Source organism: Bacillus sp. AFS041924 (genome assembly GCF_002577195.1).
Taxonomy (GTDB): domain Bacteria; phylum Bacillota; class Bacilli; order Bacillales; family Bacillaceae_G; genus Gottfriedia.
In genome coordinates, this window is the sequence record NZ_NULG01000040.1 from 1 (window position 1) to 20,582 (window position 20,582).

The 20,582-nt window shown below is 30.7% G+C and carries 26 protein-coding genes; 20 read left to right on the forward strand and 6 right to left on the reverse strand.

Features of this window, described 5'->3' with window-relative positions:
* Positions 1–108: 108 nt before the first annotated feature.
* Complete coding sequence (locus COC46_RS12555; protein ID WP_098810059.1) at positions 109–573, reverse strand: hypothetical protein; 465 nt, start codon at positions 571–573, stop codon at positions 109–111.
* Between the two features lie 199 nt (positions 574–772).
* Between COC46_RS12555 and COC46_RS12560 the strand changes: the two genes are divergently transcribed.
* Positions 773–1,153, forward strand: coding sequence for a FixH family protein (locus COC46_RS12560; RefSeq protein WP_098810060.1), 381 nt, complete (start codon positions 773–775; stop codon positions 1,151–1,153).
* Positions 1,154–1,243: 90 nt separating this feature from the next.
* Here the strand turns inward: COC46_RS12560 and COC46_RS12565 are convergent, their stop codons facing one another.
* Positions 1,244–1,684 carry a cupredoxin domain-containing protein gene (locus COC46_RS12565; protein WP_098810061.1) on the reverse strand — a complete coding sequence of 147 codons (441 nt, stop codon included), beginning with the start codon at positions 1,682–1,684 and terminating at the stop codon, positions 1,244–1,246.
* Positions 1,685–1,878: 194 nt separating this feature from the next.
* Between COC46_RS12565 and COC46_RS12570 the strand changes: the two genes are divergently transcribed.
* The 5 genes from COC46_RS12570 (at position 1,879) to COC46_RS12585 (ending at position 4,030) form a co-directional block, all read left to right on the forward strand.
* Entirely contained in the window at positions 1,879–2,634 is a 756-nt protein-coding gene (locus COC46_RS12570; RefSeq protein ID WP_098810062.1) for a sporulation protein, read from the forward strand.
* Between the two features lie 189 nt (positions 2,635–2,823).
* A complete protein-coding gene (locus COC46_RS12575; RefSeq protein ID WP_098810063.1) occupies positions 2,824–3,120 on the forward strand; it encodes a hypothetical protein in 297 nt (98 codons plus the stop codon).
* Between the two features lie 58 nt (positions 3,121–3,178).
* On the forward strand, positions 3,179–3,463 hold the full coding sequence (locus COC46_RS21925) for a hypothetical protein (RefSeq protein WP_141550896.1): 285 nt from the start codon (positions 3,179–3,181) through the stop codon (positions 3,461–3,463).
* Between the two features lie 14 nt (positions 3,464–3,477).
* A complete protein-coding gene (locus tag COC46_RS12580; RefSeq protein ID WP_098810064.1) occupies positions 3,478–3,801 on the forward strand; it encodes a DUF2085 domain-containing protein in 324 nt (107 codons plus the stop codon).
* Positions 3,802–3,898: 97 nt separating this feature from the next.
* Positions 3,899–4,030, forward strand: coding sequence for a DUF4023 domain-containing protein (locus COC46_RS12585; protein ID WP_098810065.1), 132 nt, complete (start codon positions 3,899–3,901; stop codon positions 4,028–4,030).
* 101 nt (positions 4,031–4,131) lie between these two features.
* On the opposite strand, the gene COC46_RS12590 is transcribed toward COC46_RS12585, so the two are convergent.
* Positions 4,132–4,284, reverse strand: coding sequence for a YpzG family protein (locus tag COC46_RS12590; RefSeq protein ID WP_098810066.1), 153 nt, complete (start codon positions 4,282–4,284; stop codon positions 4,132–4,134).
* 236 nt (positions 4,285–4,520) lie between these two features.
* Between COC46_RS12590 and COC46_RS12595 the strand changes: the two genes are divergently transcribed.
* The 3 genes from COC46_RS12595 to COC46_RS12605 all read left to right on the forward strand — a co-directional run bounded on the left by COC46_RS12595 (position 4,521) and on the right by COC46_RS12605 (position 6,350).
* Positions 4,521–5,249, forward strand: coding sequence for a phosphotransferase (locus COC46_RS12595; RefSeq protein ID WP_098810067.1), 729 nt, complete (start codon positions 4,521–4,523; stop codon positions 5,247–5,249).
* A gap of 72 nt (positions 5,250–5,321) precedes the next feature.
* Positions 5,322–5,522: a hypothetical protein gene (locus tag COC46_RS12600; RefSeq protein ID WP_098810068.1), complete on the forward strand. Its 201-nt coding sequence runs from the start codon at positions 5,322–5,324 to the stop codon at positions 5,520–5,522.
* A 45-nt stretch (positions 5,523–5,567) separates the two neighbouring features.
* Positions 5,568–6,350: a DUF4931 domain-containing protein gene (locus COC46_RS12605; RefSeq protein ID WP_369700051.1), complete on the forward strand. Its 783-nt coding sequence runs from the start codon at positions 5,568–5,570 to the stop codon at positions 6,348–6,350.
* Between the two features lie 47 nt (positions 6,351–6,397).
* On the opposite strand, the gene COC46_RS12610 is transcribed toward COC46_RS12605, so the two are convergent.
* Positions 6,398–6,880, reverse strand: coding sequence for a DinB family protein (locus COC46_RS12610; RefSeq protein WP_098810070.1), 483 nt, complete (start codon positions 6,878–6,880; stop codon positions 6,398–6,400).
* 296 nt (positions 6,881–7,176) lie between these two features.
* On the opposite strand from COC46_RS12610, the gene COC46_RS12615 reads away from it, so the two are divergent.
* Genes COC46_RS12615 through COC46_RS12625 form a run of 3 tightly spaced genes read left to right on the forward strand, consistent with a single transcriptional unit; the run spans position 7,177 to position 10,706 of the window.
* Positions 7,177–7,929, forward strand: a complete 753-nt coding sequence (locus COC46_RS12615; RefSeq protein WP_098810071.1) for a DeoR/GlpR family DNA-binding transcription regulator — start codon at positions 7,177–7,179, stop codon at positions 7,927–7,929.
* Positions 7,929–8,840, forward strand: coding sequence for a 1-phosphofructokinase (gene pfkB / locus COC46_RS12620; RefSeq protein ID WP_098810072.1), 912 nt, complete (start codon positions 7,929–7,931; stop codon positions 8,838–8,840). Before COC46_RS12615 ends, pfkB begins: the two co-directional genes overlap by 1 nt.
* A 12-nt stretch (positions 8,841–8,852) precedes the next feature.
* The gene (locus tag COC46_RS12625; protein WP_098810073.1) at positions 8,853–10,706 is read left to right on the forward strand and encodes a PTS fructose transporter subunit IIABC; all 1,854 of its coding nucleotides are present in this window, start codon (positions 8,853–8,855) and stop codon (positions 10,704–10,706) included.
* 143 nt (positions 10,707–10,849) lie between these two features.
* Here COC46_RS12625 and COC46_RS12630 read toward each other — a convergent pair whose 3' ends face one another.
* Positions 10,850–11,431: a hypothetical protein gene (locus tag COC46_RS12630; RefSeq protein ID WP_098810074.1), complete on the reverse strand. Its 582-nt coding sequence runs from the start codon at positions 11,429–11,431 to the stop codon at positions 10,850–10,852.
* Between the two features lie 366 nt (positions 11,432–11,797).
* On the opposite strand from COC46_RS12630, the gene COC46_RS12635 reads away from it, so the two are divergent.
* From COC46_RS12635 to COC46_RS12645, 3 genes are read left to right on the forward strand one after another with little or no spacing between them, the layout of a single operon-like run.
* Positions 11,798–13,294: a spore germination protein gene (locus COC46_RS12635; RefSeq protein ID WP_098810075.1), complete on the forward strand. Its 1,497-nt coding sequence runs from the start codon at positions 11,798–11,800 to the stop codon at positions 13,292–13,294.
* A complete protein-coding gene (locus COC46_RS12640) occupies positions 13,281–14,387 on the forward strand; it encodes a GerAB/ArcD/ProY family transporter (RefSeq protein WP_098810076.1) in 1,107 nt (368 codons plus the stop codon). Before COC46_RS12635 ends, COC46_RS12640 begins: the two co-directional genes overlap by 14 nt.
* Positions 14,377–15,504 carry a Ger(x)C family spore germination protein gene (locus tag COC46_RS12645; protein WP_176545140.1) on the forward strand — a complete coding sequence of 376 codons (1,128 nt, stop codon included), beginning with the start codon at positions 14,377–14,379 and terminating at the stop codon, positions 15,502–15,504. Before COC46_RS12640 ends, COC46_RS12645 begins: the two co-directional genes overlap by 11 nt.
* A gap of 38 nt (positions 15,505–15,542) precedes the next feature.
* On the opposite strand, the gene trhA is transcribed toward COC46_RS12645, so the two are convergent.
* Positions 15,543–16,190, reverse strand: coding sequence for a PAQR family membrane homeostasis protein TrhA (gene trhA, locus COC46_RS12650; RefSeq protein WP_098810078.1), 648 nt, complete (start codon positions 16,188–16,190; stop codon positions 15,543–15,545).
* A 141-nt stretch (positions 16,191–16,331) separates the two neighbouring features.
* Between trhA and COC46_RS12655 the strand changes: the two genes are divergently transcribed.
* The 5 genes from COC46_RS12655 (at position 16,332) to COC46_RS12675 (ending at position 20,392) form a co-directional block, all read left to right on the forward strand.
* Positions 16,332–16,904, forward strand: a complete 573-nt coding sequence (locus tag COC46_RS12655; protein ID WP_098810079.1) for a DUF1836 domain-containing protein — start codon at positions 16,332–16,334, stop codon at positions 16,902–16,904.
* A gap of 170 nt (positions 16,905–17,074) precedes the next feature.
* Entirely contained in the window at positions 17,075–17,620 is a 546-nt protein-coding gene (locus tag COC46_RS12660; protein ID WP_098810080.1) for a methylated-DNA--[protein]-cysteine S-methyltransferase, read from the forward strand.
* The gene (locus COC46_RS12665; RefSeq protein WP_098810081.1) at positions 17,617–18,435 is read left to right on the forward strand and encodes an SPL family radical SAM protein; all 819 of its coding nucleotides are present in this window, start codon (positions 17,617–17,619) and stop codon (positions 18,433–18,435) included. Before COC46_RS12660 ends, COC46_RS12665 begins: the two co-directional genes overlap by 4 nt.
* Before the next feature lie 99 nt (positions 18,436–18,534).
* Entirely contained in the window at positions 18,535–18,960 is a 426-nt protein-coding gene (locus COC46_RS12670) for a GNAT family N-acetyltransferase (RefSeq protein WP_098810082.1), read from the forward strand.
* A 241-nt stretch (positions 18,961–19,201) separates the two neighbouring features.
* On the forward strand, positions 19,202–20,392 hold the full coding sequence (locus tag COC46_RS12675; protein WP_098810083.1) for a DUF445 domain-containing protein: 1,191 nt from the start codon (positions 19,202–19,204) through the stop codon (positions 20,390–20,392).
* The last annotated feature ends 190 nt before the right edge of the window (positions 20,393–20,582 follow it).

Below are 20,582 nucleotides of genomic sequence, written 5' to 3' on the forward strand. Positions count from 1 at the left end.
CTTTATCATTAATAAAATTTACCTATTGTTCCAATATTGACAACTTTATATTTCAACACTCTGAAAAAATAGCCTACCTAATTTATTATAGGTAGGCTATTTTTATGTTCAAATTGATTGAATCGATTTTTCATTTTTATTATATTTACTTACTTCCTGATCAATCACTTTAATTAATAAGATTGTGATTAAAACAAAAACAACGTCTATAAAATAGATTAATATGTTTATATATGTTTGCTGAAGCATAATGCCAAGCATAGCTCCCATCATTCCGCCCATAATACCTGCAGTCATACCTTCTAAAACAGCCATTAAAGATAAAGGCTTTCCTGTTAAGTATCCAATTAATATTCCAACAGAAATAGAAATGATTGTGGGGATTGTTAAATCTGTATCACGAAAAAAAATTCCAAATATAGTTCCCATCGTTATACTCGTCATCATTGAGTTAGTCATGCTGATCATTTTACCAACTGTACAAGAAAGTTTTTCTTTTTTTCTATTTGCAATGATTATGACATATGATGAAAGGAAAACAGTTAAAACAATGCTAGCCCATTCTAAAAACATTAAGTTAAACTCCCTTCGATGTTAGTTTCTTTGATGTTGAGCTTAAAATAATTAGTTAAACGTTCAATTATATGTTGAAAAAGCTGAAATGTATGAATGAGATGATTATAAATTTATTTTTATGTTTGATTCTATACTTTTATTTCAAGTGTAAATTATCCTTTTTAAGTGAGGATTTAACTGTAAAGGAGTGAAGTAAATGAAGAGATTAAACTATATAATCTTATTATTGATTTGTATTTTACTAATTCTTACAGGTTGTGGGAAAAAGGCTGAGATGAAATCTAGCCCTTTTTTAGACAATATCCATTTATCAATTAACGAAAAAAAATTAACAAATAAAGCTCATACACATGTTTACAGAGTAAATTTAGTAAATTCGGATGGGAAAGAAGTTGAAGTGGATTCAGTAAATTTTAAAATGGAAATGAAAAATATGAATCATCATGTTGAATCGAATATGAAGCAAATAAGTAAGGGTGTTTATGAAGTGAGTATAGAACTTCCAATGGAGGGGACTTGGAGTAAACAAGTAACATTAATCAAAGGTAAATATGAGCGAAAAGTATCAATAAAATAATTGAATAAGAAAAAGATAGTAAATTTAGTAAACTATACTGTATTTACTATCTTTTTTAATTACCTTATTTCATCTTTTATAAATTAATAATTAATCAACAACGATGTAACCAATCATAGGTGCACCGTCATGTGAATGAGTATCACAAATTAAACGATATGTACCTTCTTTTTTAAAGAATAGAGGTACTTCTGTAGTTTTCCCTTTTGAAACTACCCCTGTGATATTGGTACCTTCAATATGAAAACTATGTTCTTTCCCATTTATTCCATGAATTTTCAAATTTACTTTTTGATTTTTTTGAATAACAATCGTTCCTGGATCCCATCTATACGCTTCAATTTCCGTACCATCATCTAGCTTTGTACTAAATTCAGCCGTAATCATATCGATGTCTATTGTTTTTACTTGTTGCTGTTGTACTGCAGTTTGAACTGCATTTGGTGTTAAGTAATACCAACCACTTAATCCAATTACTACGAGTAAAAAGCAAATTAGTAGCCATCTTTTCTTAATAAAAATAAAGTGCATATGGCACCTCCTAAATTAATTTCATATTATAAAATATGCTTATCCTATTAATAACTTGTCTACAAATTCTACTTTCATAAGTTCATAGATAATTCTTTTTAATCATAATGTATTAAAGGAGATAAATAGGATTATTCAAGATTCGTATTCTACTATATAATGGAAATATAGTAATATTTTTTGGAGGGGATCTGATGTTTAAAAAAGTACTAGCTAGACTTGGAATTGGAGCTGCTACAGTCAATACAGTCATTCATACGAGAGATTTATATCCAGGAAAAAATGTTGAAGGTGTAGTTGAAATTAAGGGTGGTTCAGTTGCACAAGAGATTAATCATATTGCACTTAAGTTAAAGTCTTATGCTAAAAAGAAAAGTGGAGACGATGAAGTATCGGTAAAAATCCAATTACATGAAGAATATGTATCTGGAAAAATGAAAATCGAAGCGAATGAATTGAAAATTATCCCTTTTTCTTTCCAGCTGCCATTTTACACACCGATTACAATTAAACATGGCCAAGTTTGGATTGAGACTGATTTAGATATAGATTTAAGCATAGATCCTACAGATACTGATTTCTTAAAGGTTCATGCTCACGAAGAATTAGCAAATTTTGTTGAAGCGTTTACAATTCTTGGTTTCCGTCTACGCCAGGTTGAGGTTGAAGCTCAAAATGGCCGTTTCTATCAAGAATGGGAGTTTGTTCCAAGCTCAAAAAGAGAATGGCGCTTTGATGAAATTGAATGTATGATTGAACCGAATAAAGATGGACTATTTATGATGGTAGCAGTAGATAAAGCTGGTTTACACCGAGGTTTATCAGGCTTACTACAGGAATCACTAGGATTAGATGAAAAGAAAACATCTCTAAACTTTAAAAATGAACAACTTAAAGATGCGCATTCAATTGCAAAATCTTTAAGGTCATTTTTACAACAATATAATTAACAAAAAGTAAGAGACAGTTTAGTTGTCTCTTACTTTTTTATTTTGAGCAATATAATCAGCCGGAAATTCATTCTTAAGTATGAATTTGTATCGTAATTTAAAATAAAAACTATTCGTACAAAAAAATTTAGAATACAATAAATTTATAAATAGAAAAAATTAACATTTAATGATGAAAAGGAGTCATTTATGAATGCTAACGTTAAAAATATGAAATGGATTTCAGGTGGTTTTGAAGCATTACTAGGAATTCCGGCTATAGGTGGTTCCATCGTTATTGGTTTTGGTTATACGCCGTTGTTTATTGCTTTAATTCTTCATATCATTACTCTTGTGTTAGCGAAAAAAGCTAAAGTATCTGCTTTTGGAAATATTTTTGGAATTATTACATCCTGTCTCGCATGGATTCCTTTTTTAGGTATGGTTATGCATATTCTTTCTGCAATTTTTATTTTAATAGGTGCAGCAACACAGCGTACAAAATAATAATGTAGAGTCAAAATGTAAAGTATGTGTACATTATGTTTAAGAAAGAGTGGTTAAGTTGGTCTTTTTCTTATTAAGTGGCTTTTTAATTCTTCTTATTCTTGGAATTGTTTTTATCGTAAAGGGATTTTTAGCAAAAGGATTAATTATTATTAGCATTAGTATTATTTCTTTTATCCTTATGATTATTTATTATGAACGGAGAAGAAAGAAAAGTAGGGGAATCGATAGGTGTGATTGCGGTGATATTATCTATTTACCAGACTGTGATCTTCCTGATTGTCACCATCATATGCCCGACTGTACACCGGATTGTGACTGCAGCCCAGATTGTCCGAGTTAATAGGGGGATTACTTTTGTTTTTTAAATGGATTCCGTGCCATAGAAAAAAAGAAAGATCTTTTCACATAGGGTCATATACTTTTCCACTTTGTGCAAGATGCACTGCAATTTTAGTTGGTTATTTGCTTCTACCTATTCTATTTATGTTCTCATCATTTCTACATTGGTGGTATGTTCCGATTTTAATGATTCCATTACTTGTTGATGGTTATACACAAAAATGGAAGTGGAGGGAAAGTAATAACTTTTTACGTTTTATTACTGGATTGTTATTTGGAATTGCTCAGACAATTTTAATTGTACTGTCCGTTCTCTTTTTGACAAAAATTCTTATGTGAACATCAACTTCAATTGATTATCAAGTTTTTAAATGAATTTTTTCATGCTCGATTGGTTAAAGTACATTTAGATTCTTATTATGAAGGAGGAATTAAAATGGAAGATACACATGAGTTTGTGGAAAATTTACACGAAAAGCAAAGAAAAGACCAAAAAAATAGAGAACATCAAGGTAACGGAACACCAAACGAACAGTTACCAACTAAACAACATGGGACAAATAAATAAAAAATGAACTAAATAGCCGTGGCATTTGTCATGGCTATTTTATTTTTATTTAAAAGAAAGGAAGACAACTTAATGTCTTCCTGCACCTTAATTATCCTTTTTTACCATCTATGTGCCTTAGCGTTGCTTTTTAAAATAATCGTGTTTTGTGACTCCATCGTATGTCCATTAACTTGCGATTTTGCACGTTTAGGTCTTGTCCAATTATGGTAAAACTTCTGAGAATGTGGATCTAAATGATTTTTCATTGTCATGTTTGATTCACCTCTAGATAATTTAGGATTTCTTGATATTCAACTGAATATCATAATTAGTATTTGAAAGTTACTTGAAATTGATACTATTATTAAACAATAAAATATTGAATGAGTTTCTAGTAAAGATATCAGAAATTCAAGAATTTTTTTTCTGAAGGAATTAATGAAGGGATTTTTTAAATAATATTGAATTCTTTTAAGTTCTTATAAAATAATATGAAAGGATTCATAACATGGAAAAATTATTAAAAAATATATTAAATGAATATCCTTTTTCACCAGAGACGATCGAAGTTGTAAAAGAATTGAATCCACATACTTGGCATACCGATCAACATTTTAAAATTTTAGTTAACAATACCGCCTATTCAGCTAGATTTATTAGCATGCAACGTTCAAATAATGAATTTTTTGGCGAACTTTCAGATGAAATGATAGAAGACCAAATAAAGTTCACAGAGTTTTTGGGTGAAAATAATATTCCATTCATGCAGGTTGTGAAAACAAGAAAGAATGAGCGTTTGAGCGTTTTAATTGAAAATCAAACGTATCGTTTTATATTATTTAAATGGATAGACGGAATACATATTACTAAATTTAATCCTTCAATAACAGAAAAGATTGGAAATATGGCAGCTAAATTTCATGAAGCTGCCATTGGATTTAAAAGTAATTCCTTACGAAAGAAATCACATTTAATTGCTTACGAAGGCTTTGTAAAGAAACTTTTCATTGAATCAAATTCCAAAAATATTTCGAAAGCAAATCATTCAAAATTAAGAGAGTACTTATCCTTAATTAAAATGCATCTTAATAAAGCACATACTGACCAATTGGAATTTATTATTCAATCAGATTTAAATCCCCTAAACATTATTTGGAATGTGGAAGATTTAGCTATAAAGGGAATCATTGATTTTGAATCCATTTCATATATTGATCGAATCGAAGGATTAGCATAGTTAATTAAATGGTATTCAAAAACAGACGAGAATACTTCAACCTACGTTTCAAAGTCTTTAGTTGACAAATTTTTGACAAATTACTGTGAGTATGCCCAAATTGGAACAGAACAAATTGAAAGACTTTCTTCTTTACTTTGGCTATCAGGTTGCATAAATTGGAATTTCTTTAAAACAACTTCTGAATTAATCAAAACAAACGAAGAAAAATTAAATACTCACTTAAATTATTATTTGCAAAGAGGAAAAAAATTAGAAGAATTATTACGTTAAAGTTATTTTTATACACTTTATTTTTAAGGGGAAACCGTGATGGATATTCAAAATGAAGTATTACAATTTAAAATGGATATTGGCGTTAAAAAACCAGATAGTATTAAGAACAAAGAAGTTAAATGCCCATTCTGTGATCGTGAAAACTTGACTGATATTTATGACACATCGGGCTCAATCATTTATTTAAAAAATAAATTCCCAACTTTAGAAGACACATTTCAAACTGTTATTATTGAAAGTGATGATTGTGAAGGAGATCCATCGAAATACTCAATTGCACATTTGACAAAGTTACTAACCTTCGCTATCGAAAAATGGGACCAAATGGAATCGACAGGTGAATACAAGTCTGTTATTTTATATAAAAATCATGGACCATTATCTGGGGGGACCTTAAGTCATCCGCATATGCAAATCGTTGGATTAAAAAATATCGACTACAACAAAAAAGTGACTGATGCCTATTTCAAAGGTATTCCTATTTCGTCGGGAGAAGGTTATGAATTAAATATATCTACATACCCAATCATGGGATTCAGAGAATTTAATATTTTGATTGAACATCATAAATTTATTTCGCAAATGGCTATCTACTTACAAACGGTTACGCATTATTTACTTAATCATTTTTATAAAGGCTTAGAAAGTTATAATTTATTCTTTTATAAATGGAATGGAAAAATTATTTGTAAAATCCTCCCAAGGTTTGTTGTATCTCCATTATTTATTGGCTATTCAATTTCTCAGGTGTCAAATCAACTAGAAGTTCATAAAGATCAAATACTTAGTATTTATAAAAAAGAATTAGAGTCGATTTCTTCGTAAAAGAGCTTACCGCATTGGTAAGCTCTTATTAATATGGAATTTCAAAGTTAAATCTCTTCTTTTAATTCTCTAATTTGTTCAATATGACGTTTTTCATGTATTCCAATAAAAGGGATCCATTGTTTTAAATTTATTTGACCAAAAATCGGATGTGGCATGCCTTTGTCCTCTAAATTATGTCCTTTCGATAGTTCAACAAATTCAAGTAATGAATTTCTGGATTGTTTCAATTTTTCTTTCATTTCCACTTTAGAAATGAATTGATCAGTTGGTTCAAAATAAGGTGGAGAGATTACTTTTCGAGTTCGATCTGTTGCAAGGTGAATTGGTTTATCTGGTATTACTTCTGTGGGTGCTTCATTAAATGTACGTGTCATTAATTTTACTAATTTGGATTCCATTAAGTATAAATGCTCAAGTACTTGCATTATGGACCATTTTTCATTTTGGACTTTCTTATTTAATTGATCATCCGTTAATTGATCAACAATTTCTAAAAGTTCTTCTCGAGTTTGAATAGTTTCTTTCAAAAGTTATTCCCCATTTCAAAAATAATTGGTTAATTTGGAAGTCCGTTCTAGATTCTATGAAACTAAAAATTTGATACAACTTATTTCCATAAATATTATGTGTAAGCATTAGAAATAATAAAAAAACAAATTTAAATGTACTTAACTAATAGTTTAATGTAGCTTGTAAAATTATACAATCGGACGGTTTTGATTGGTTTTGAATGTTTTAGAGTGTTGTTGAATGTTTTTGGAAGAAATTGATTGATTTTTTATTTTTTGTGTCATATACTTGGTTTTATGAAAGGGTGAAAACAATGTTAACTCCCGAAAGACAACAATTAATTATCGATATGATTAAAAGAATGGGTATTGTGAAATTAAGGGATATCGTCGAAGTAACAAATACTTCTGAGTCCACTATACGTAGGGATTTAGTTGAGCTTGAATCTCTTAATCTCCTAAAAAGAGTTCATGGTGGAGCAGCTTCATTAAATAGCAAAGCCACTGAATTAAGTATGACTGAAAAAACATCCAAAAACGTTCAAAGTAAAAAATTAATCGCTGGACTTGCCGTTTCGCAAATTAATAAAGGTGATTGTATATATTTAGATGCCGGTAGTACGACATTTGAAATGATTCCTTTATTAAAGGGGTTAGATGTAACAGTCGTTACGAATGGTTTAATGCATGTCGAAGCTCTTTTCGAAAATGAAGTGTCTGCTTATCTGATAGGTGGAAAAATGAAAGGGCATACAAAAGCGTTAATAGGAAGTATGGCTTCTGAGAGCTTAAAGAACTATCGCTTTGATAAAAGTTTTATTGGAGCGAATGGAATCCATCCTAAATTCGGTTATACGACACCAGATCCTGAAGAGGCATTTGTAAAGAAAACAGCAATCTCTATTTCAGAGAAAGTTTTTATAATAGCTGATTATAGTAAATTTGGTGAAACAAGTTTCGCGAAAATTGGTGAAATTGAAGAAGCGATAATTATTACAGATGAAATAGATAATGTACTAGCTAAACAATTTGAGGAAAAAACATCATTGATAAAGGTAGTGGAATAATGATTTATACAGTAACACTTAATCCGTCAATTGATTACATCGTTGAAGTAGACGATCTTCAATTAGGAAAAATAAACCGAATGAAGAGGGAAAATAAATTTCCTGGTGGAAAAGGAATTAATGTTTCTAGAGTATTGAAAAGATTAAATGTCGAAAGTGTAGCACTTGGTTTCGTCGGAGGATTTACTGGGGAATTTATAAAAAATGTGTTGGAAAATGAAAGAGTTTCATCTGACTTCGTTCAGGTAGAAGGCGATTCTAGAATAAACATAAAATTAAAATCTCAATTGGAGACTGAAATGAATGGTCAAGGCCCTTCAATTTCCGAGGAAAAGCTAGATCAATTTTGTTATAAACTAAAACAAGTTAAAAAAGGTGATTACTTAGTACTAGCTGGTAATATCCCTACTACATTACCAACTGATTTATATGAACAATTGACATTATGGGGAAAAGAAAATGGGGTTCATATTATTGTAGATGCAAGTGGAAAAGTACTTTTAGATGTGGTTAAACATAATCCATTTTTTATCAAGCCAAATCATCACGAATTAGGCGAATTATTTGATGTTAAAATTACTTCAATTGAGCAAGCAATCCCATATGGTAAAAAACTTGTTGAGATGGGTGCTAAAAATGTAGGAATTTCTTTTGCAGGTGATGGGGCAATTCTGATTACCGAATCATCGGTTTATGTGTCAAATGTACCAAAAGGAGAAGTGATTAATTCAGTTGGTGCAGGTGATTCACTTGTCGCTGGTTTTGTTGGAACCTATGTAAAAACAAATAATATTGAAACTGCGTTTAAAGTTGGAGTAGCTACTGGTAGTGCTACAGCTTTTTCAGAGGATTTAACAAAAAGAGAGAAAATTGAAGAATTACTTAAACAAGTTAAGATTGAAAAGAGCTAGGGGGGACGAGTTATGAGAATAACAGAATTACTTAAAATAGATACGGTTCTCATTGATTTGTATGCTTCATCAAAAATGTCTGTAATAGATGAATTAGTAGAAGTATTAAATCAAACAGGGAAATTAAATGATAAACAACAGTTTAAAGAAGCCATTTTAACACGCGAAGATCAAAGTACAACAGGAATTGGTGAAGGGATTGCAATTCCACACGCAAAGACTGCAGCGGTTAAAACTCCTGCAATTGCATTCGGGCGATCAAAAGAAGGGATTGACTATGAATCACTTGATGGTCAACCAGCTCATTTATTTTTCATGATTGCAGCGAGTGAAGGAGCGAATAATGCACATCTAGAAACATTATCGCGACTTTCATCATTATTAATGGATGAAGAATTCCGTAAATCATTATTAAATGCATCTACTGCAAATGAAATAATCGATTTAATTGATCAAAAAGAAAAATCGTTAAATGCTGAAAATGAAGAACCAGAAACTGTTGGAAAAGATTCTTCACGTCCTTTCGTACTTGCAGTAACTGCATGTCCAACAGGAATTGCTCACACGTATATGGCAGCGGATGCTTTAAAAGCAAAAGCAAAAGAATTAAATATAGATATTAAAGTTGAAACAAATGGTTCAACAGGTATTAAGAATGAATTAACAAATGATGAAATTAGTCGAGCATCGGCTATTATTGTAGCGGCTGATAAACAAGTTGAAGTTAATCGCTTTGATGGTAAGCATGTTATCCAAGTACCAGTAGCTGATGGAATTCGTAAGACAAAGGAATTACTTGAGCGAGCTGTAAAACAAGATGCACCCATTTTTCATGCGAATAAAAATGATGGCCGAAGTTCTTCTACTAATCAAAGTTCTGGTATTTATAAGCACTTAATGAGCGGTGTTAGTAATATGCTACCATTTGTAGTAGGAGGCGGTATTCTAATCGCACTAGCATTTGCTTTTGGTGGAATTCATACAAAAGGTCCTGTGGCTGAATTACTGATGAAAATTGGTGGAACAGGTGCTTTTAGTTATTTAGTTCCAATTTTAGCTGGTTTTATTGCAAGTTCAATTGCCGATCGACCTGGATTTGTACCTGGTGTCGTAGGAGGATTTTTAGCATCAAGTGCTGGTGCGGGCTTCTTAGGTGGTTTGATTGCAGGTTTCTTAGCAGGTTATGTTGTACTTGGACTAAAGAAAGTATTTTCAAAGTTACCAAATGCATTAGAAGGTATTAAACCAGTTCTTTTATATCCAGTATTTGGATTATTAATTACTGGCGTTTTAATGGAATTAGTAGTGAATCCGCCAGTAACATTTTTGAATTCTGCTTTAACTCATTGGTTAGATAGTTTAAGTGGTGGTAATGCTATTTTGCTAGGTTTAATCCTAGGTGGAATGATGGCAGTAGATATGGGTGGACCTATTAATAAAGCTGCATTCACGTTTGGTATTGCAGCAATCGCAGCAAATAATTTTGCACCACATGCAGCTGTAATGGCAGGTGGAATGGTACCACCTTTAGGTATAGCTTTATCTACTTCGATTTTTAGATCAAAGTATTCTGAAATGGAACGTAAGTCAGGTATTACAAACTATGTTATGGGTATTTCGTTTATAACGGAAGGAGCAATCCCGTTTGCTGCTGCTGATCCAGTTAGAGTTATCGTAAGTTCTGTTATAGGCTCATCAATTGCCGGTGGACTTGCGATGGCATTTGGTATTACATTACCAGCACCACACGGAGGAGCATTTGTTATACCGTTAGTTAATAAACCAGTTCTATATTTACTAGCCATATTAATTGGTTCAATCATCACAGCTGTAATTCTAGGAATTTGGAAAAAAAGAATTAAATAAATAAAAAGTTTTATTCAAAAACCGATACTTTTTAGGTATCGGTTTAGTTTTTTATTAAGACCAAAAAATTAAATATAATTTAATTCTTCAAATATGTTTAATAGAAAATCGATTTTTATCAATTTTTTAAAAGTGATAGGTATCTATTGGTCAACCTCTTCTTCAGCTACTTCTTCCCTTACTTCTTCCCTTACTTCTTCCTCAAAATCTTTTACTTCATTCTTATTAATAATTGAATCTTGAATAGTAGGCAAATTTTCATTATTTTCTATTGAAAATTGGTTTTTTGATTCTTTATTTTGATTTGTAGCTGAATCTAGAAGTGTATTATTAATATAATTGTTAATTGTAATATTGATTGTAAGACCGTCTTTACTTTGTTCTATTGATATGCCGTCTGTGTAACTACCACCAATAGGACTAATCTTAATAGAATTGCTTTTAATATCATCGTTCTCTGCTGGATTAGTGCTAACAATTACATCATTATCTGTATTAGTGCTAACAATTACATCATTATCTGTATTAGTGCTATCACTCGTATCATTATTTGTATTACTACTTTCGCTTGTACTATCAACATTGTAAATGCGATCAGTTGGTAAGTTGCAACTAATTTCTTTATTACCACCAATCACCGAATTACTAACAATCGAGCTATTATTTAATAATGCACGTTTATAATAAAGTAAAGGTTTATTCCTTCTTGGATCGAAATTTGTCATATATATTCCTCTTTCATGTTTCATACAAGGCTTCAATTAATAGATAGGAATGAAAATGTGAAAAACCTAATAATGAATCAGGGGAGATTATAAGCCGAGAGTGTGAATGTGTATTAGGAGGCTTTTGATTTTCATCATTATACAGGAAACGGTTGTATTTAACTTTTCACACATATTCTTAAAAAAACAAAGTTTTCGAAAATAGCCTGTACAAATACTATATGAAAACAAAAATTAGAATGAATACGTAATTAGTCTATTTTCCTTAACTTAAAGTTGTAAATTTACAAATGAATAATAACCCTTATTTAACGTAAAATAAGTCTAATATATTGTATGAGTTTGGAAAATAGGTGAAATGTATAAATGCGTTCGTTTAAACATAACCAAAATAATCAGAATTCCAAAGTTGAAATAAGTCGCGATTTGGACCAAAATATTGAAAACGTAAAAAAATCATTATTAAATTCTAGTGATTTAACTACTCGAAATTTAATGTTTCAAGATAAGAAAATTGTAGTTGTCTATGTCAGTACAATTGTAGGTAGAGATACACTAGAAACTCAAATCATTCAACAAATTATTAATAATTCAAAGGATACGATTCCAAATACTGTAGCAATTAAAGATGTTAAAAGTTCGGATTCGTTTGATGAATGTATACTCAGTATTGTGAAAGGCAATACGGTCATTTTTACAGAAGATGAAAAAATTGGATTTATTTTAGAAACTACTTCTTTTCAAAATAGATCGATTGAACAGCCTAGTAGTGAACAAACGATTAGAGGCTCACATGATGGTTTAGTAGAGTGTATCGTTACAAATATTAATCAAATAAGGAGAAGAATTAGTAATCCTAATCTTGTGGTTAAAACTTTATCATTGGGCGTAGAATCTGATACGTGCTTAGCAGTCTTATATATTGATACGATTGCCAATGAGGAGTTAGTTAAGGAGGTCCATCGAAGACTTTCATATATAAATGTTGATTACATCTATTCTCCAGGAAATCTTGAGGAATTCATCGAAGACAATCCGTTTTCACCATTTCCACAGATACTGACAACAGAACGATCTGAACGAATAGCAGGCAATTTGATGGAAGGGAAAATTGCTATCTTAACTGATGGTAGCCCTTCCGCACTTGTATTACCAATTACATTTTTTTCATTTTATCAATCACCAGACGACTATAATAGCCGATGGATGGTTGCCTCATTTGCACGCATATTAAGATTAGTTAGTTTTTTGATAGCAATTTCATTACCTGCTTTATATATCGCATTAGTCTCGTTTCATTTTGAAATTATACCAATAGATCTAGTATTTAACGTGAAAAGCTCTCTAGAAAACGTTCCTTACCCACCATTAATAGAAGCTCTAGGAATGCAAATTACTTTAGAATTACTAAGAGAATCAGCAATAAGACTTCCAAATCCAATCGCACAAACTTTAGGTGTTGTAGGTGGTTTAGTAATTGGAACTGCTGTTGTACAGGCTAATTTAGTTTCTAATACAATGATTGTCGTCATTTCACTTACAGCCATAGCATCTTTTGTTGTTCCAGACAATGAAATAGGAACTTCAGTCAGGCTACTTGGGTTTCCATTAATGTTTGCAGCATCATTAATTGGGTTAATTGGCATCGTATTTGGACTTAGTATTATATTGATTCATTTATGCAAGCTAGAATCGTTCGGAACACCTTATTTTTCGCCATTTGCTCCGTTTAGAAAATCGGATCTTAAAGATACAGTAGTTCGCGCTCCAGCTTGGAAAATGAAAAAGCGACCGTTTGCATCTTTGCCAAAGAAATTTAATCGAGAAAATAATTCTAGGGGATGGGAACATGATGAAAAATGAAAAGATGCTCTCCATAACGCAATTTACATTCGTCATCATCCAAGCTCAAATAGGTGTTGGCTTATTATCTCTACCATATGTTGTGCATAAGCATGCAGAACATGATGGATGGATTTCTGTATTAATAGCTGGAATCGGGATTTTTTTTCTATTACTCATCATGTGGTTACTTGGGACTAGATTTCCTAATGAAACGATTTATGGATATGCATCGAAAATTGTAGGGAAATATTTAGGAATCTTAATTTCATATCTTTACATCTTATTTTTCTTTATTGTCTCAATTTATGTTGTTGTAATCACAGTTTCGACCTTAAAAAAGTGGATCTTAACATTTACCCCACCATTTGTTTTAATTCTATTTATAGTGGGGACAGGCGTATATTTAGCGAAAGAAAATATGAAAGTAATCGCACGATTTTTTACATTTGTGTGTATTCTTATTTTATTATTGATTTTTCTAGAAATCTGTTCTTTTAATAATATAAATTATCGATATTTGTTTCCAGTCGGACAAGCGGGATTAAAAAATATCTTAATCGGGGCTCACGATGCAATGATTTCAATGATGGGATTTGAATTTATTTTAGTATTATTTCCATTTATTAAAGCTAAGCCAAACAAAATTTTAAAAGCCGGAACGATCTCAATTAGTTTTGTAACGCTTTTATATACATTTTTTTTAATTACTAGCTATATGAGCTTTAGCAAGGCAGAGATTGCAATTGTACCTGAGCCTATTTTATATTTATTAAAATCTTTATCCTACGAAGTGATTGAAAGATTAGATCTAGTTTTTTTATCTATTTGGGTTGTACCGATTTTGACTTCTTTTGTGACCTACTTATACTTAACATGTTTCGGTATATGCAAACTCTTAAAATTTAAAAACCATCATAAAACTACTATTTTTACAGGAATAGTCATCGTGATTATCTGCCTATTTGTACCTCAAAATGAAGAATTTGTAATGAAATTTGGAACATATCTTTCTTATACAAGTTATTTATTTATCTTTATTTTTCCTTTAATTTTATTAATTGTATCGGTAATTAGGAAGAAGAAAGAAAATGGGAATTTATATGAAATATAAATTAGTAATCATCACATTAATTTGTAATTTGTTTTTAACTAGTTGCTGGGATCAAAGACTTCTTAAGGAATCTAGGCTAGTTTATAGCGCGGGATATGATTTAGCAGAAGATAATAATGTAAGAGTAACAGCAGTCATTAAGACAAATAGCCAAGGAGGGAGTGATCCCTCACAAGTGAAATCAACTAACGTTATTGTGAATGCTAGTGGAAAAACACCTGGAGATGCGAAATTAAAAGTGACTCGGAAAGTATCAGGTGACTTTGCTACGAATAAAACTAGGGTATTATTACTAGGAAATGAATTGGCAAAACAGGATATTTATCCGATTTTCGACATCGTTTATCGAGACCCAAGAAGTTCATTAGGCGCTAAAGTTATTGTAGCAAAGGGGCAAGCAGAAGAAATTTTAAAATTAAATAAAGTAGAGGCAACACTCGTTAGTGAAGAAATTTTGAATTTAGTAACAACTGCTGAAAGCCATACGATCGTTCCAATTGAAAACGTTCAAACGATTTGTACCATTATGTTCGATCCAGGTGAAGATATTATGTTACCGCTAATTGAAATAGTGGATGAGAAACTGATTGATATATCTGGCTTAGCTTTATTTAACGAGCACAAATATACTGGGTATAATTTGTTGGATGATGAACCTACTTTGCTACTTTTATTTAAAAATCGAATGGAGAAATTCGCAAGATTTAATATTGAAGTTAGTCCGAAAGAAAAAGACGTTAGAGAAAGATATATTTCGATTCAAGTGAAAAAAAATGATCCGGAAATGAAAATTGAAGTTTCAAAAGATAATAAAATAACGGTAAAATTAAATTTAAAACTAGAAGTTGATACACTTGAGTACGCTCATGATAAGTTAGATTCAAAAAAAGAAATTGATAAGTTAAACAAAGAATTATCAAAGCAATTAACAAAAAAAGCTGAAAAAGTTATTAAGACATTACAAGAATCGAATTGTGATGCTTTAGGAGTTGGAAGACAGTTAATATCATTTCATCCAGATGTATGGAAAAAACTAGATTGGAATAAAGACTATAAAAAAATTACAATTAAACCAAAAGTTGAAGTGAGAATTGACGGTTCGGGCATATTAAAATAAAAACCATCCATTTTACGAATGGATGGTTTCATATTTATTTAGATTACAAAGTAATAAACACAGAAGAAGTGACACAGAGTTCCAAGCATAATAAAAATATGAAAAATTTCGTGGAATCCCCAATTTCTAAATGATAAGAATTTAGGTTTAATTCCATAAATGACGCCACCAACAGTATAAAAAATTCCACCTAAAATAAGCGCGAACATTCCCTTCATACTAATCGCATCAGATAAGGGTGCTGAAGCGATAATAATTATCCAACCTAAAGCGATATAAAGAGTTGTAGATAACCATCTTGGGCAGTTAAACCAAATCAATTTAAATAAAACACCACAAAAAGCAATAAAAGCAACAATCGAAAAAATGATCCATCCCATTTTTCCATTTAGACTAATGATGCAAAAAGGAGTATATGTACCTGCGATTAAGACAAAAATCATTGAATGATCCATCCGTCTTAAAAAAGCTATTATTTTATCACTAGCGATTGCCATATGATAAGTAGTTGAAGCCGCGTAGAGAAGAATCATACTGATACCGAAAGCAATAACTGCTGAAGTTTGTAGAACACTCCCACCAGAAATAGTAGACTTTAAGATCATCGCTATTAACCCAAAAAGTGATAGTACTGCTCCAATTAAATGTGTTAAAGAATTAATTGGTTCACGCATAAAGTTCTCCATTGTATCTCCTCCGACTATGTTACGTAGTTTTAATAACTACATATAAAGTTATCATCAACTATATTATGTAGTCAAGTGTTTAAACTCCCCTTTTAATATGATATTATTAACAGGTAAATGACATATAAATGAGGATGAAAAATGAACAATATAAATGAAATAATTGAACAATTAGAGCTAGACAAGAAAATTACATTAGAGGAAATTCCAAATCTAGATCTATATATGGATCAAGTAATCCAGCTATTTGATAATAAATTTTCGAAACCGAATTCAGACGAAAAAGTACTTACAAAAACAATGATTAATAACTATTCTAAGGCAAAACTGCTTTTTCCAATAAAAAATAAGAAATACACAAAGAACCATATTATTTTAATTAGCTTAATTTATCATTTAAAAGGTGCACTATCGATAAACGACATAAATAAAACTTTAAATGGGTTAAATCAAAGAGTTTTAGAAAACAATCAAATAAATATTGATGATGTTTATAATAGTTTTTTACATTTAAACGAACTCAGCCTAGAAAAATTTAAAAATGATCTTCAACAATCAAGTGAAAGCGTAAATCAAGAGTTAGATCGAATAGATGATGAAAGTAAAGAATATGTTGAGAAATTACTACTGATTACTTCGTTCATAAATATGAGCAATTTATATAGAAGTGCAGCTGAAAAACTGATTACAGAAATGATTGAGAAGCGAAATTAAATTGCAATCCTAAGTTACTAGTCGCTTAAACAATAGAGCAAATCTATTGTTTTTTTTAGTAAGGTATTTTCAAAATCTTGCTCTTTCATTCTAATAACACTCCATTGGACCTATTTAAGTTTATAATATGAATTAAATAGGTCGATGAAAAATTAGTATCAAAAGGGAGAATGAAATTGCTTAAAAATTCAACTGAAACATTATTTTGGACATTAATCGAACAAAAAGAATGGAAGATTCATATTGCCTCAACAACAAAAGGGTTATGTTTCGTCGGAACGCAAAATGAAGGCATTCAGGAACTACTAGTATTTAAAGATAAATATTTCCCTAAATTTGAAATAGTAGAAGATGACACAATGATGGAAGATTATAAGACAGAATTGATAGAATTTTTAGAAGGAAAACGTTCAAATTTTACGATTAACTTGGATTTTCGCGGCACAGAATTTCAAAATTCAGTATGGATTGCACTTTGCTCGATAAATTATGGAGAAACTAAAACTTACTCAGACGTTGCAAATTATATAAATAAACCAAAAGCTGTTCGAGCAGTCGGGAAAGCAATTGGAGCAAACCCATTACTTATCATTGTTCCTTGCCATCGAGTAATCGGAAAAGACGGAGCATTAACTGGTTATCGCGGTGGATTAGAGATGAAAATAAATCTTTTAAAAATTGAATCTAGAAAATTAAAAACGGAGATGACCAGATGAAAATCAAAGTAATCTATAAAAATTCAAAAACGATCTTAAATAAAGGTACTGGTTTTCTATCTGGATATACTCACTCTTTAAATCCCTATACGGGTTGCTCATTTGCTTGTTCATATTGCTACGTGAGGCAAATGCCAGTTTCACTTTTTCGAAAAGAAGAATGGGGCAGTTGGGTTGATATTAAGGAGAATGCAGCCACAGTACTAGAGAAGGAATTAACAAGGTCAAAAAACAAAGGGCAAGTGACCATTTTTATGTCTTCAAGTACGGATCCATATCAACCGATTGAATATAAAGTGAAGTTGACTAGAAGTCTATTAGAAGTAATGGTTCATAATCAGCCTGATTTTTTGTTCGTTCAAACACGGAGTCCGCTTGTAAAAAGAGATATTGACCTTTTAAAGGAATTAAAAGAGAAGGTACGAGTAAGTATGACAGTTGAAACAGATTTAGATGAGATTAGAAAGTATTTCTCGCCTTTTGCACCTCCAATTGGTGCTCGAATAAAAACGCTGGAAGAACTTGTAAAAGCTGGTATTCCGACACAAGCTACTATTGCGCCTATTTTACCTAGTAGTGAGGATTTTCCATCAATGTTATCGGGAATTGTTAATAGAGTTTGTATAGACGATTTTATGATGGGTGATGGAAGTGGCGGGAAACGGACGACTCGACTTGGTATCGAGCAAAAATATACTCAGCTCAATTTAGAAGAATGGTATAGTCCCGAAGCTTATCTGCTAGTTTATGAACGCTTTAAGAAATATTTTTTAGAAGACCGGATTTTTATTAGTAAAGTTGGATTTGAACCTTAAACCTTAAATAAAAAACAAATAACTTCAAAAAAATGGTAAAATATTGAATAAAATTTAATGTTTTAAAGAAGGTTGATTTGTGAATAGGAGAGCGAAAAGATGGCAGAAGTAAAATTAATGCAAAGTAATTCAGATATTTTGAAAACGTTTCAAACAGTAAGTCAATTGCGTCCAAATTTAAGAGAAGATGACTTTGTTGAAACGATAAACAGATTAATAAATTCAAATAATTATCATCTTGTAGCTGTATTAGAAAATGAAGTGGTAACAGCGGTTGCTGGCTATCGTATTACTGAGTCATTAGCATGGGGGAAATATTTTTATGTTGACGATTTAATTACAAGCGAAAACCAACGTAAAAACGGCTATGCACAACTTTTATGGGATTGGTTAATTAAAGAAGCAAAAGAGAATAATTGTGAACAATTCCACTTAGATTCTGGAGTTCAGCGATATGAAGCGCATAGATTTTATCTTAAAAATAGATTGCATATAACTTGTCATCATTTTCAATTGCATTTTTAGTTACTTCAGACTGTCAGAAGCTTCAAACAGCTAATAGAAGAACACTCTATTCATTGGGACTGTGAAAACAGTCTTTTTCTCGTTATAGGCTTAACAGTACTTAACTATTTAACTCTTCATGCTGTCATAAATCAATTTATGGCAAATTACATAAATAATAAATTTTATTAAATATGATTTTAGAAAATAAATAAAAGGAATGATATACTATTTTCAAACAGATTTAGGAGGCTTTTAGGTAATGAAAGAAAAAAATTCAAAACGGCTAGCTAATCTATCTCTATTAGTTGCAACATGTGGGTTTGCTGCTACGGCGCCGTTTCAATCTAAATTATTACAAATTCTTTCTGGTGGTTTTGAGGCAGCTTTAGTTGGTGGTCTTGCAGATTGGTTTGCTGTTACTGCAATGTTTCGTCATCCGCTAGGTATACCAATTCCTCATACTGCTTTATTACCAAAAAATAGAAAGAAAATTACAGACAGTATTTTAAATACACTAAATAATCAATGGCTAAGTAAGGAAAGTTTAATTGAAAAAGTAGAAGAACGTGAATGGATCCATCAAGGGATTAGTGCATTTGAACAACTAGTAGAAAATGAAGAATCAAGAAATAAAATGATTCATTCAATAAAACAATTTGGTATGTCTATTCAAGATGAAACAATTGAAAAGTTTCTTTTAAATTCATTTAAACCGACCATTGATTCTATTTCCTCTCAGAGATTATTAAGTAACGCAGTTGATACTGTAATTGAAAAAGAATGGGATTCAAAGACTTATGAGTTTTTAATTAATAAAATCGTAGAAACCGTAAGCCTGCCCCATATTAAAGAATTAATTGGCAAAGAGGTTATTCAATTTATCGAACGAAAGTTTTTTATGATTAAAGCTTTTTTACCGATGATTGGTGAGGAAAAGATAACTGAATTTATACATAGTGGACTATTAGACTTGCTTTCTGAGTTAAAGGATCCTAATAGTGATCGAAGAAATTTCATCTTATCGTTTATTCGAATGGAAGCCCAAAAAAATAAATCGAATGAAAATATTATTCGTCAATTAGACGAATGGAAACATAAAGGGTATGAATATCTTGTAGATCAAGCAATAAAATTGTTTAGAAATAAGATAAATGATGAAGAATTTATTTTAAATACTATCCAAAAAATTATTATTTTCACTAAAAATTCTAATTGGATTGATAATGTTGAGCTAAGTTTTAAGAAACTTCTAATCAATACAATTGAAAAATATCATCATAAAATTGGTGATTTAGTAAAATACAACATTGAAAAATTATCTACTGAAGAAATAACAGACTTATTAGAAAATAAAATTGGTAAGGATATTACTTGGATTCGGGTTAATGGAGCCGTTTGTGGTTTTATTATTGGTTTAATATTAACAACACTACGTATGATTTTTACATAATCTTCAAAATAAAAAAAGATTTCAAAGCCTTAATTAACGTAAAAAATTAATTAAGGCTTTTTTTTTAATGAAGTTAATGAAAATCCAATTAATAGAAACATAAGCATTTTATTGGAAAGAAAAATTTTTTTCTTGTATTATTAGTTTGGGTAAAAAATATTTTCCGAATAACTAATTGAAATGAATTATT

Bases quoted from the DNA above. Each gene is read 5' to 3' on its own strand.
- COC46_RS12555 (WP_098810059.1), bottom strand. From the start codon at position 573: ATGTTTTTAGAATGGGCTAGCATTGTTTTAACTGTTTTCCTTTCATCA.
- COC46_RS12660 (WP_098810080.1), top strand. From the start codon at position 17,075: ATGAAATTGCTTAAAAATTCAACTGAAACATTATTTTGGACATTAATC.
- COC46_RS12570 (WP_098810062.1), top strand. From the start codon at position 1,879: ATGTTTAAAAAAGTACTAGCTAGACTTGGAATTGGAGCTGCTACAGTC.
- COC46_RS12640 (WP_098810076.1), top strand. From the start codon at position 13,281: ATGATGAAAAATGAAAAGATGCTCTCCATAACGCAATTTACATTCGTC.
- COC46_RS12595 (WP_098810067.1), top strand. From the start codon at position 4,521: ATGGAAAAATTATTAAAAAATATATTAAATGAATATCCTTTTTCACCA.
- trhA (WP_098810078.1), bottom strand. From the start codon at position 16,190: ATGGAGAACTTTATGCGTGAACCAATTAATTCTTTAACACATTTAATT.
- COC46_RS12655 (WP_098810079.1), top strand. From the start codon at position 16,332: ATGAACAATATAAATGAAATAATTGAACAATTAGAGCTAGACAAGAAA.
- COC46_RS12670 (WP_098810082.1), top strand. From the start codon at position 18,535: ATGGCAGAAGTAAAATTAATGCAAAGTAATTCAGATATTTTGAAAACG.
- COC46_RS12625 (WP_098810073.1), top strand. From the start codon at position 8,853: ATGAGAATAACAGAATTACTTAAAATAGATACGGTTCTCATTGATTTG.
- COC46_RS12675 (WP_098810083.1), top strand. From the start codon at position 19,202: ATGAAAGAAAAAAATTCAAAACGGCTAGCTAATCTATCTCTATTAGTT.
- COC46_RS12590 (WP_098810066.1), bottom strand. From the start codon at position 4,284: ATGACAATGAAAAATCATTTAGATCCACATTCTCAGAAGTTTTACCAT.
- COC46_RS12560 (WP_098810060.1), top strand. From the start codon at position 773: ATGAAGAGATTAAACTATATAATCTTATTATTGATTTGTATTTTACTA.
- COC46_RS12585 (WP_098810065.1), top strand. From the start codon at position 3,899: ATGGAAGATACACATGAGTTTGTGGAAAATTTACACGAAAAGCAAAGA.
- COC46_RS12575 (WP_098810063.1), top strand. From the start codon at position 2,824: ATGAATGCTAACGTTAAAAATATGAAATGGATTTCAGGTGGTTTTGAA.
- pfkB (WP_098810072.1), top strand. From the start codon at position 7,929: ATGATTTATACAGTAACACTTAATCCGTCAATTGATTACATCGTTGAA.
- COC46_RS12645 (WP_176545140.1), top strand. From the start codon at position 14,377: ATGAAATATAAATTAGTAATCATCACATTAATTTGTAATTTGTTTTTA.
- COC46_RS12615 (WP_098810071.1), top strand. From the start codon at position 7,177: ATGTTAACTCCCGAAAGACAACAATTAATTATCGATATGATTAAAAGA.
- COC46_RS12630 (WP_098810074.1), bottom strand. From the start codon at position 11,431: ATGACAAATTTCGATCCAAGAAGGAATAAACCTTTACTTTATTATAAA.
- COC46_RS12635 (WP_098810075.1), top strand. From the start codon at position 11,798: ATGCGTTCGTTTAAACATAACCAAAATAATCAGAATTCCAAAGTTGAA.
- COC46_RS12665 (WP_098810081.1), top strand. From the start codon at position 17,617: ATGAAAATCAAAGTAATCTATAAAAATTCAAAAACGATCTTAAATAAA.
- COC46_RS12565 (WP_098810061.1), bottom strand. From the start codon at position 1,684: ATGCACTTTATTTTTATTAAGAAAAGATGGCTACTAATTTGCTTTTTA.